The sequence below is a fragment of the Rhodococcus sp. ACT016 genome (assembly GCF_050477185.1).
Classification (GTDB): Bacteria; Actinomycetota; Actinomycetes; order Mycobacteriales; family Mycobacteriaceae; genus Prescottella.
Genome location: NZ_JBEAET010000001.1, coordinates 4,254,059 through 4,265,205, shown reverse-complemented (window position 1 = coordinate 4,265,205; position 11,147 = coordinate 4,254,059). Strand labels below are relative to the sequence as shown.

Here is an 11,147-nt window from a genome sequence, read left to right as displayed (position 1 = left end):
ACGAACTCGCGCATAGGGTATTCGAGAGCGTTGTACCGAAAACAGGACGGGGATCGGGGATATGGAAGTTCAGGACTACCTACGCGTCGTGCAGACGCGGTGGAAGATCATTGCGGTGGCAACGCTCCTCGGGGTGTTCGTCGCGCTGAGCGCGTCTCTCGTGGCGACACCGATGTACCAGGCGTCGGCAAGGCTCTTCGTGTCCACGTCCTCTGGAGCATCGGTTAACGAGGTGTACCAAGGAAACCTGTTCTCCCAGCAGCGTGTCGCCTCGTACACCAAGCTGTTGACCGGTACGACGCTCGCGCAGCGCACGCTCGACAAGGTCGACGTGCCGGGGATGACTGCGGCCGCGCTGTCGAAGGAGGTCAAGGCGACGTCGACGCCCGACACCGTGCTGATCGACCTCAAGCTGACCGATGCATCCCCTGAACGCGCCCGAGACCTGGCGAACGCCCTCGCAGACGAATTCGTGGTGATGGCAGACGGGCTCGAAACTCTCGAACCGGGCAAGCCCCCGATGGCGCGTGTCGTGGTCGAGCAGCACGCTGCGACGCCCACCGACCCGGTGAGCCCCAAGACCAAGCGCAACTTGCTGCTCGGGTTCGCCGTCGGCGTGCTGGGCGGCATCGCTGTGGCAATCCTCCGCGACCGCCTCGACAACACGGTCAAGACGCGTGAGGTGCTCGACGAGCTGGCCGGCGCCGGCGTGGTGGGCACCGTGCCGTTCGACAAGGAGCGGGAGCAGAAGGCGGCCATCGCTTTCCACGACGGGTACTCGGGCAGTGCCGAGGCGTTCCGGGAGCTGCGGACCAATCTGCAGTTCCTCGAGGTCGACAACCCGCCGCGGGTCATCTCGATCACGAGTTCCCTTCCGGGCGAGGGTAAGACCACCACGGCGATCAACCTGTCGCTCGCGATCGCCGAGGCCGGTTTTTCGGTGTGCCTGGTCGACGCGGATCTGCGGCGTCCCCGTGTTGCGAAGTACCTGGACCTGATCGGGTCGGTCGGTATGAGCACGGTGCTGTCCGGTCAGGCCGATCTGGACGACGTCCTGCAGTCGACGTCGCTCGGTAACGTGTCCGTCCTGGCGTCGGGTCCGTTGCCGCCGAACCCGAGTGAACTGCTGGGATCCACGCACGCGGAGAAGCTCATCGCGGACCTGCGGAAGAAGTTCGACTTCGTCGTCATCGACGCGTCGCCGCTGCTGCCCGTCACGGATGCGGCGGTGCTGGCGGCGAAGGTCGACGGCTCCCTCGTCGTCGTCAGGCACGGCAAGACGAAGCGTGAACAGGTCTCGCGCGCGATCGGCAACCTGCGCAGCGTGGGGGCTACCGTCCTCGGCACGATCCTGACTATGACTCCGTCGAAGGGCAAGGGTGCGTACGAGTACAAGTACTACTACGACGCCGACGCTCCGGTGCAGAAGACGGACGAGCCCGCGTCGCAGCAGGCCCCCGCGCCGCTAGCGACTCAGTCGGGGAAGTAGGTCCAGAAGGGCCTTTTCGATCAGACTGCCGACGTCCCCGAACACGGTCGAGCTCTGCCCGATCGGATCGGGGACGTCGGCGTTTGCCGGTCGGGCGACGGTCCCGCGTGCGGCCGCGAGTTCGGCGACGGTGGCCGGACCGACCGCCGCGGCGAGGTGGGCGGCCTCGAGTAGCGTGAACGTCCGTTTGAGCTGGCGCGGAGCGATGCGGAGAACCGCGTCGCGATGGGACTCGGTCATGGTCAGGATCAGGTCGGCGCTGCCGGCGATCGCGGGTGTCAGCCGCCGTGCGACGAACCCGTCGGGATCCCCGCCGAGCATCGAAAGGATGTGCGCTGCCGTAGGTTCGATGCCCGAGCCCACGACGGCCCGAGTCCCGGCGCTGGACGCGGTCAGGTCGGAGGCGCCGTTGCGGGCCGCCCACGCGGTGGCCAGCCTTTCCGCGGATGGGGATCGACAGATGTTGCCGGTGCACACGAACAGCAGCTGCATACCGGTGAGTGTAGGCATTGCTGTATAGACTCGGCAGGTCCAGTACGCGCCCCGGTTCGAGCGTCGGCCCGGGAGCCCTCGATCGAAGGCGGCTCATGGGTGGGGTTCTAGGAGTTTCGGTGGGGGCCGGATTCGTGCGGTTGGTGCGGTCCCGCGGAGCCGGTACTGCGGGCACCCCAGCTGCGTTCGAACGTCGGACGGTCGCCGTCGCGGGTCGGATCCCGGAGGAGGCCGCAGCGGACGCGGTCGGAGCGGCCCTCGCGGAGCTGACGAAGTCGGGAGAAGCTGTCGGCGTGTGCATCGCCTACGGCGACGAGGCACAGGCGGCCGCGCTCGACGCCGCGATGCGCGGCGCTGGCATCACGGACTTCCGGCTGATTCCCGAACCCGCCGCGGCGCTGGAGCGACTGAGTCGCGACGACCGTCTCTCGGGGGTGCGGACGATCGTGCTGTACGACCTCGGCAGCACCGGGCTGACCGTCAGCGTGGTCGACCGGTACACCGGCTCGGTCACGGCGGCCGAGCGCAGCGAGGTCCTGCGCTGCGACCTGCTGGAACGTGTACCACGTGAAACCTTCGGCAGCGCCGTCCGGCCGGCGATCGAGGAATCGGTCGAGCTGATCGGTGAGCTGGCTGCGCAGGTCGAGTTGCTGCCCGAGGCTGTGGTGCTGCTGGGCGGCGGCGCCCACATCCCCGAGGTGCAGACCGTGCTCGGGCAGCGGTCGGCCGTGCCGATCGTGCTGCCCGAGCACCCCGAGTTCGTGGTGGCCGGCGGTGCGGCGCTGTTGGCGGCGGCGGTCCCGACGCCGCGCCGGTCGACGCGCGCCGCCCACCGGGCGGTCTCCCGCCGGCAGGTGAGCGGGGCCGGTCTGGCAGGTGCCGCACTCGTCGTCATCGCGATGGTCGGGTTGGGGCTCGGCTACGGCAGAACGGTTTTCGGGTCGGAGGCGGGGGCCTCGACGGACACGCCGACCTCGGGTGTCACGTCGATCGGCCCCGTGTCCTCGCGGACGTCCACCCCGCCACCTCCGCCGCCGTCGTCGGAACCCGCCCCTCCCGAATCGAGTCCGGTCACGCACCCGGCATCGGAGCCCGACTGGGGTGCGGCGCCGGTCACCGTGAACACCCCGCCACCGGCCCCGCCGCGCCCGACGGTCCCCGGCCTGGGCATCGAGCTGCCGCCGTTGCCGCAGATCCAGCTGCCGCCGTTGCCGCAGCTGCCGGGGATTCAGCTGCCCAGGCTGTGACGACGGCCGTCAGCGGGCGTGGCGCCCGCCAGTGCGCCGTCGCTGCCGGGTCGGTGTGCCGATCCGCGGGCGTGCCAGCAGCGCCGCGATGGCGGTGGTGAGCGGAACCGAGAGGGCCAGTGCGATCCCGCCCACCGAGGCTCGCACGATCTCGATCGCGACCGCATCGCCTGTCAGCACGTCGCTGATGGGTCCTCCCGCGATGCTGAACAGGAGGAGCAGCGGGAGCGCCCCGCCGGCATAGGCCAGCACGAGGGTGTAGACGGTGCTCGCGATGTGGTCGCGCCCCACTCGCATCGCCGATGCGAAGATGGTCCGGCGGCTCGCCGATTCGTCGATCGACGCCAGCTCGAACGCGGCCGACGCCTGCGTGATCGTCACGTCGTTCAATACACCCAACGAGCCGATGATGAAGCCGGCCAGCAGCAGTCCCGTGATGCTCACGTGCTGAACGTAGGCCTGCACGTCGGTGTTCTGTGCCTCCGACAACCCGGTCAGGTGCGTCATCCGGATGGCTACCACGGACAGCACCGCCGCCACGACCATCGATGCGAGGGTCCCCAGCAGGGCGGAACTCGTCCGCAGATTCACCCCGTGCGCCAGGTACAGCACGGCGAAGAGAATCGCCGCACCGGAGACGAGAGCAACCGGCATCGCCGGTTTGCCGTCGAGCAGGGCGGGCAGCGTGAACACGACCAGGACGCCGAACGCGATCCCCAGCCCCAGCAGTGCGCGCACGCCCCGCCACCGCGCGACCGCGACGATCGCCGCTGCGAAGGCGGCGACGACGAGCGCCAGCGGCAGCCCGCGCGAGTAGTCGTTGAACGAGTAGATCGGTGTACCGGTCGAATCCGTCTGCCGGACAAGCCGAATGTGCTCGCCGAGGCTCAACACCGGCTGCCCGGGCCCCGGGACGATTTCGAGCAGCGTCCGAGTCCCCTCGTTGGGCCCGGACTCGATGGCGACCAGGCTGCGGCGACACTCGATCACGCTGCCCGCTGCCGCGGAAGCCGTGGGATCGCCTGAGAATGCCCGTCCCGCAGACGGACTGCCGCACGGCGCGATGTCCTGGGCCACGATCGTCCCGGCCTCGGTGGTGACGGCCCCGCCGCCGGCGTTCTGGAACGGCAACGGGATATCGATCTGTTGTTTGTTCGGCCAGAGGATCATCGCGCCGACGACGACAGCGGTCGCGATCGCGACGAGGAGCCCCACGACGACGCGCGCTGCCGTGGGGCCGACGGGGGCCGGGCCCTCGAAATGGCTGTGCCCGTGGCCATGTCCGTGCCCGTGGACGTGCTGGGGGACGCGCCCTTCGCCCGCGTTGGGTCCGTGACCGGTCGACAGCTCGGATGTCATCGGGTTGGTCTCCGTACTCCCAGTAGGTCAACGGTGCACGGGGGTAAGCGTCGGTGGCGGGGAGCAGGAGGGGTCGTCCCCGCCACCGATAACCTCGTCGCCCAGGGGGGAGGGGCAGGACGAGGCGCTTACGGACACACAAAGGTGTCAAACGGTGAATCTACCCATATCGCCGCGATCATGCAGGATTGGGGTCGAATTCTCGTGTCGTGTCGGTCCGATGACGGTGATAGCCGGTCGTTACTGCTTGTAGCTGGACAGGAAGTTGCCGAATCGTTCGATCGCGACCGCCAGATCACGCGCCCATGGCAGCGTCACGATGCGGAGATGGTCGTGGTCGGGCCAGTTGAAACCGGTGCCCTGGACCATGAGGATCTTCTCCTGCAGCAGCAGGTCCTGCACCAGCTTCTCGTCGTCGTGGATCTCGTAGACGTTCGGATCCAGGCGGGGGAACGCGTACAGCGCACCGCGCGGCTTGACGCACGAGACACCGGGAATCATGTTGAGCCGCTCCCACGCGACGTCACGCTGCTCGAGCAGACGGCCGCCGGGCAGCACCAGGTCCTCGATGCTCTGGTGTCCACCGAGCGCCACCTGGATGGCGTGCTGCCCGGGGACGTTCGGGCACAGGCGGGTGGACGCCAGCAGGTCCAGGCCCTCGAGGAAGCCGGCCGCGTGGTCCTTCGGGCCGGTGATGGCCACCCAGCCGGAGCGGTACCCGGCGACCCGGTACGCCTTCGACAGGCCGTTGAATGTCAGACACAACAGGTCGGGTGCGAGCGAGGCCAGCGAGATGTGCTTGGCGTCGTCGTAGAGGATCTTGTCGTAGATCTCGTCCGCCAGCAGCAGCAGTTGGTGCTTGCGGGCCAGGTCGACGAGCTGCGTGAGCACCTCCGCCGAGTACACCGCGCCCGTCGGGTTGTTCGGGTTGATGACCAGCAGCGCCTTGGTCTTGTCGGTGATCTTGGACTCGATGTCCGCGATGTCCGGGTTCCAGTCGTTCTGCTCGTCGCACAGGTAGTGCACCGGGGTGCCGCCCGACAGGCTCGTCATCGCGGTCCACAGCGGGTAGTCCGGCGCCGGGATGAGCACCTCGTCGCCGTCGTCGAGCAGCGCCTGCATCGTCATCGTGATCAGCTCGGAGACGCCGTTGCCGAGGTAGATGTCGTCGACGTCCAGTTCGGGGAACCCGGGCACCAGCTCGTACCGTGTGACGATCGCGCGACGGGCCGACAGGATGCCCTTGGACTCCGAATAGCCCTGGGCGTAGGGCAGAGCCGCGATCATGTCGCGCATGATCACATCGGGCGCCTCGAACCCGAACGGGGCCGGGTTGCCGATGTTGAGCTTGAGAATTCGATGCCCCTCGGCCTCCAGGCGTGCCGCGTGCGCGTGCACCGGCCCCCGGATCTCGTACAGCACATTCTGCAGTTTGGTGGACTGCTCGAGAGCGCGCTGCGGCCGATGGCGGACGGAATCTGGAGTGCTCACGCAACCATGATTCCACTCGGGCGCAAGCGGAAATCGGCCGCCTTGCGGCTCAGACCCCGGACGACGCGCGTCCGGGGAGGCATCCGTGCAGGTAGGGCCCGATTCGTGGGGTGCGCCGGCGGGGTCGGTAGCGCCGCGCCGACGGCGTCCGCTGTGACGGACGTCGCACGGCTCACTCGGCCGACCACGACCGGCAGCGCAGGTCGCGCACCGCCACCACGGGCCCGGACGGGCGCATCGACCGGTACTGCGGATACTTCGCGACCAGGGCGTCGATCGCCCGCAGACCCTCGTCGTCCGCCGGGGAGATCACGTGCGCCGACCCGTCGACGCGGACCCACCACAGCCGAGACCAGTCGTCGTCGTAGTGGTCGACGAGCAGACTCACCCGACCCGTCGCGGCGATGTTCGCGAGGCGACGCAGGCGCCGGGTGGTCTTGGGCTTGTCGTCCACCGCGGTGTAGATCGCGTCGTGCACCACCGCGAAGACCACCGGGACCAGGTGCGGATCGCCGTCCGCCGACACCGTCGCCATCCGCGCCACGGGGGCGTCGGCGAATCGCTGCGGCACGTGCGCGCACATGGGAAAACAGTACGTCGACGACCGGTGTCCGTGGCTAGGGTGTCCTGCATGACGAACGCCGCTCCGACCGTCGCGCCCTATGGGTCGTGGATCTCGCCGATCACGGCCACCGACCTCGCCGCCAGCGGGCACCCGGTGGAGGGCGCACGCTTCGTCGACGGTGAGGTGTGGTGGTCGGAGCAGCGCCCCACCGAGGCCGGGCGGACCGCGATCCGGCGACTCGGCCCCGACGGCGAACCCGTCGACGTCCTGCCGGTGCCGTGGAACGCGCGCACCCGTGTCCACGAGTACGGCGGTGGCGCGTGGACGGTGACCGGAGACGCGGTGCTCGTGTTCGCGGAATTCAGCGACCAGCGCCTGTACCGGTTCGACCCACGCGTCGACGTCGCGCCCGTAGCGCTCACACCGATTCCGTTGACCGCGTCCGCTATTCGTTACGCCGACCTCTCCGTGTCGGGGGACGAGGTGTGGTGTGTCCGCGAAACCCACGCGGGTGGGGAGGTGATCCGGGACATCTGCGTGGTCCCGCTCGACGGTTCGGGCGTCGACGACCACGCCGCGATGCGCTCGATCGTCGGCGGATCCGACTTCCTGGCCTACCCGCGGCTCTCCCCGGACGGCACGCGGCTGGCGTGGATCGCCTGGAACCACCCGCAGATGCCCTGGGACGGAACCGAACTGCGTGTGCTGTCGTTGGCGTCGGGCGAGGTGGACGTCCTGCTCGGCGGCAGCGAGGAGTCGGTGCTGCAGCCCCAGTGGATCGACGCGTCCAGCCTGTACGTGATCACCGATCGCAGTGGGTGGTGGAACCTGCATCGTGTGTCGGTGGCCGACGGTGCGGTGGAACCGATCTGTCCGATCGATGCCGACTTCGGAGCCCCGCTGTGGCAGCTCGGTGCCGGCTGGTACCGGACACTCGCCGACGGCACCCTGCTGACCGCGCGCACCGTCGGCACCGACACCCTCGCGATCTTCGACCCGGCCACCGGCGCACTGAACGACATCGAGCTCGAGGGCGTCTCCTCCGTCCAGATCTGCGACGTCGACGGCCGACGGATCCTGTTGCGCTGCGGGGGTGCCCGGGTCGCGACCGGGCTGCGGCTGCTCGATCTCGACACCGGCGCGCTCACCGACGTGCGACTGGCGGTCGACGACCTGCCCGACATCGCGTACCTCCCGGAGGCGCGTGCACTCGCGTTCGCCGGCCCCGAGCGCGAGGTCCATGCGATCGTCTACCCGCCCCGCAATCCCGACTTCGTCGCTCCCGACGGCGAACTCCCGCCGTACGTCGCGTTTGTGCACGGCGGCCCCACCGCGCACGTCGCGCCCGCGGTGCACCTGGTGTACGCGTACTTCACCAGCCGCGGCATCGGCGTCGTCGACGTCAACTACGGCGGCTCGAGCGGATACGGCCGCGAGTACCGCAACCGGCTGCGCGGACAGTGGGGTGTCGTCGACGTCGAGGACACCGTCGCCGCCGTGCGCGGGCTCGCCGACTCCGGTCTCGCCGACCCGAATCGGCTTGCGATCGAAGGTGGTTCGGCCGGCGGCTGGACGGTGCTGTCGGCGCTGACGACGTCCGACGTGTTCGCGTGCGGTGTCTCGTACTACGGCGTGGCCGAACTGGTCGAGTTCGTCAAGGAGACCCACGATTTCGAGTCCCGGTACATCGACGGGCTGATCGGCCCGCTGCCCGAGGCCGCCGACCTGTACGCGCGGCGGGCACCCGTCAACAACGTCGACGGACTGTCCTGCCCGGTGCTGCTGCTGCAGGGCCTGTCCGACCCGATCGTCCCACCGTCGCAGGCGGAGCGGTTCCGTTCCGCGCTGGTGCGGAAGCGGATCCCGCACGCCTACCTCGCATACGAGGGCGAATCCCACGGATTCCGCCGCGTCGAGACGATCGTCGACGCCCGCGAGGCCGAACTGTCCTTCTATGGGCAGGTCCTCGGATTCGAGACACCCGGCGTCCCGCGACTGGAGCTGACGCGGCCATAGTTGCGTTGGAGTGCACTCCAACGCCTACCGTCGGGATCCATCACGGCACGGCCGGGAATCGCAGAGGTGCTGCGGCAACGGCCGGCAGAGAGGAACTGACATGACGGTACCGACCATCGACCTCGGGCACGGACTGCGCGTGAGCCGAATCGGCCTGGGCGGCATGGCCCTCAGCCATGTCTACGGTGCGACCGACCCGGAGGAGGCGGCGCGGACCCTGCACCACGCGATCGACGTCGGCGTCACCTTCATCGACACCGCCGACGTGTACGGCAAACCGCGGCCGGGCACGGTGGGTCCCGCCGGAACGAACGAGGAACTCGTCGGGCAAGTACTGCGCACCCGCCGCGGCGAGGTCCAGCTGGCCACCAAGTTCGGGATCGCCGGCGTGATCGGTGACGATCGGGGCGGCACACCGACCCGTGGCGATCGGGACTACGTCCGGTCGGCGTGCGAGGCGTCGCTGCGACGACTGGGAACCGACGTGATCGACCTCTACTACATGCACCGGCGGGAGATCGGCCGTCCGATCGAGGAGACCGTCGAGGCGATGGCCGAGCTGGTCCGCGAGGGAAAGGTGCGGCACCTCGGGCTGTCGGAGGTGACCGGAGACGAGCTGAGGGCGGCCGCCGCCGTGCATCCGATCGCCGCCGTCCAGAGCGAATGGAGCCTCTGGTCGCGTGACGTCGAACGACACGTCGTCCCGGCGGCGATCGAGGTCGGTGCCGGATTCGTTCCCTACTCCCCGCTCGGACGCGGATTCCTGACCGGAACGCTCACCCGAGAGGCGGTGTCGGGCTCGATCCTGCAGGGCCAGCACCGGTTCGATCAGCACTTCGACGCGAACCAGGTGGTGGTGGAGCACGTCCGTGCGGTGGCCACCGAGGCCGGCGCCACCCCGGCGCAGGTCGCCCTCGCCTGGCTGCTCGCCCAGGGCACGCGGCTGGGAGTGCCAGTCGCCCCGATCCCGGGAACCCGGCGCAGCGCGCGCGTCGACGAGAACGCCGCCGCGTCGTCGCTGGAACTGTCGGCGTCGCAACTCGCGCGGCTCGACCACGTCGCCAACCTCGTGACCGGTGGGCGCAACCTGACCTTCAACGGTCCCGACTGGATCTCCTCGGGACGGGAGTGACCGTCACGGTGCGGCCTGTGCTCTGAAATCTTCAGGGTGTTCCCTGATGTTGCGAACCGACGTGCCCCGGAATGATCGGGTGCATGGACGCGGAGTGGTGGCAGACCGGGGCGGGAAGCCGGTGGATCCGTCGGTGAGCGGGGAGCGAGTGGAACGTCGGGGCCGAGTGGCGGCGGGAGTCGTCGTCGTGGTGCTGGCCGGCTCATGCGGGTCCGCCGGCCGCTGGTGGCCGCGGCTGGGCTCGCGGTAGTTGTGGGGCTGGTGGTGTGGGGCGGCGCGTGCCACGATCTTGCGGCCCTTTCCGATGCAGGCTCCGGCGCCCGTCCCGGCCGACGTGCGGTTCTGGGACTTGTCCACCGGCTCACGGATCGCGTATGTGCATGCGCAGCCGGTCGATCCGGCGCAGCGTCGCGACACACCGGTGGTCTTCCTGCACGGCGGCCCCGGCACACCGGGGGAGGGGATCCCGAGCGCCGGTGAGGAACTGGTGGGCGCCGGGTTCGACGTGTACGCCTACGACCAGGTCGGTGCCGGGCGCTCGTCGCGTCTCACCGACGTCACCGAGTACACGGTCGAGCGGCAGGTCGAGGATCTCGAGGCCGTCCGGGAGACGCTCGGGGCCGAGCGTCTGATCCTCGTGGGACGCTCCTGGGGTGGCTCGCTGGCAGCGCAATATCTGGCCGCACACCCGGATCGGGTCGCCAAGGTGGTATTCGTTGCACCCGGCGCGATCTGGGGCGGCGCCTATGCGGGGGACGGGGTCGGTGAGCCGTGGACCGAAATGAACGACGAGCAGCAGGCGCGCTACGACGATCTGATGGGCGAGCCGAGGGTGCTGGCGCAAGCACTGCTGATGTCGGTCGATCCGAACGCGGCGCACGTGCTCGTCCCGGACGCCGAGGCCGACTCGTGGATGCACGAGGTCGCCCTGACCGGTCGTGACGGCACGTCGTGCTCCGGCGCGCCGACCACCCCTCCGCACGACAACCCGCAGGGGTTCTATGCCAATCAGCTGACGAATGCGGACTTCGCACGGATTCCGGACCCGCGGCCGACGCTTCGTGAGGCGCGGGTGCCGGCACTGGTGATGGCCGCTCAGTGCGACTTCGTCCGCTGGCCCGTCACGCGCGAGTACCGCGATGTTCTTCCCCAATCGACGCTCGTGGACATCCAGGGCGCCGGGCACGCCGTTTCGGCCGATCAACCGGCGGTATACGTCGATCTGCTGCGCAGCTTCCTCCTCGACCAGGATCTGCCCTTGCCGGCCTACACCGCACAAGATCCGCCGCCGGGCCGGTGGGCGCGCTGACTCGAGGCGGCTCGGGCGCAGGGTTGTGGCGATGACGGACAGACACA

9 protein-coding genes are annotated in these 11,147 nt (G+C 69.3%); 5 read left to right on the top strand and 4 right to left on the bottom strand.

The window, feature by feature from the left end; translation table 11 throughout:
- The first annotated feature begins 61 nt into the window (after nt 1–61).
- Nucleotides 62–1,489, top strand: a complete 1,428-nt coding sequence (locus ACQ5DX_RS19675) for a polysaccharide biosynthesis tyrosine autokinase (RefSeq protein ID WP_430334164.1) — start codon at nt 62–64, stop codon at nt 1,487–1,489.
- Here ACQ5DX_RS19675 and ACQ5DX_RS19670 read toward each other — a convergent pair.
- On the bottom strand, nt 1,466–1,981 hold the full coding sequence (locus ACQ5DX_RS19670) for a low molecular weight phosphatase family protein (protein ID WP_430334163.1): 516 nt from the start codon (nt 1,979–1,981) through the stop codon (nt 1,466–1,468). The two genes, ACQ5DX_RS19675 and ACQ5DX_RS19670, sit on opposite strands and share 24 nt — an antisense overlap.
- Before the next feature lie 119 nt (nt 1,982–2,100).
- Here ACQ5DX_RS19670 and ACQ5DX_RS19665 point away from each other — a divergent pair, with 119 nt between their 5' ends.
- The gene (locus tag ACQ5DX_RS19665; RefSeq protein WP_430334162.1) at nt 2,101–3,228 is read left to right on the top strand and encodes a hypothetical protein; all 1,128 of its coding nucleotides are present in this window, start codon (nt 2,101–2,103) and stop codon (nt 3,226–3,228) included.
- Nucleotides 3,229–3,237: 9 nt separating this feature from the next.
- Here ACQ5DX_RS19665 and ACQ5DX_RS19660 read toward each other — a convergent pair whose 3' ends face one another.
- From ACQ5DX_RS19660 to ACQ5DX_RS19650, 3 genes are all read right to left on the bottom strand, one after another.
- A complete protein-coding gene (locus ACQ5DX_RS19660) occupies nt 3,238–4,587 on the bottom strand; it encodes a YibE/F family protein (protein ID WP_430334161.1) in 1,350 nt (449 codons plus the stop codon).
- Between the two features lie 240 nt (nt 4,588–4,827).
- On the bottom strand, nt 4,828–6,078 hold the full coding sequence (locus ACQ5DX_RS19655) for a pyridoxal phosphate-dependent aminotransferase (RefSeq protein ID WP_430334160.1): 1,251 nt from the start codon (nt 6,076–6,078) through the stop codon (nt 4,828–4,830).
- Between the two features lie 172 nt (nt 6,079–6,250).
- Nucleotides 6,251–6,661: a TIGR03668 family PPOX class F420-dependent oxidoreductase gene (locus tag ACQ5DX_RS19650; RefSeq protein ID WP_430334159.1), complete on the bottom strand. Its 411-nt coding sequence runs from the start codon at nt 6,659–6,661 to the stop codon at nt 6,251–6,253.
- Nucleotides 6,662–6,709: 48 nt separating this feature from the next.
- Between ACQ5DX_RS19650 and ACQ5DX_RS19645 the strand changes: the two genes are divergently transcribed.
- From ACQ5DX_RS19645 to ACQ5DX_RS19635, 3 genes are all read left to right on the top strand, one after another.
- The gene (locus ACQ5DX_RS19645; protein ID WP_430334158.1) at nt 6,710–8,659 is read left to right on the top strand and encodes a prolyl oligopeptidase family serine peptidase; all 1,950 of its coding nucleotides are present in this window, start codon (nt 6,710–6,712) and stop codon (nt 8,657–8,659) included.
- Between the two features lie 100 nt (nt 8,660–8,759).
- Nucleotides 8,760–9,791, top strand: a complete 1,032-nt coding sequence (locus ACQ5DX_RS19640; RefSeq protein ID WP_430334157.1) for an aldo/keto reductase — start codon at nt 8,760–8,762, stop codon at nt 9,789–9,791.
- A 304-nt stretch (nt 9,792–10,095) separates the two neighbouring features.
- Complete coding sequence (locus ACQ5DX_RS19635) at nt 10,096–11,100, top strand: alpha/beta fold hydrolase (protein ID WP_430334156.1); 1,005 nt, start codon at nt 10,096–10,098, stop codon at nt 11,098–11,100.
- The last annotated feature ends 47 nt before the right edge of the window (nt 11,101–11,147 follow it).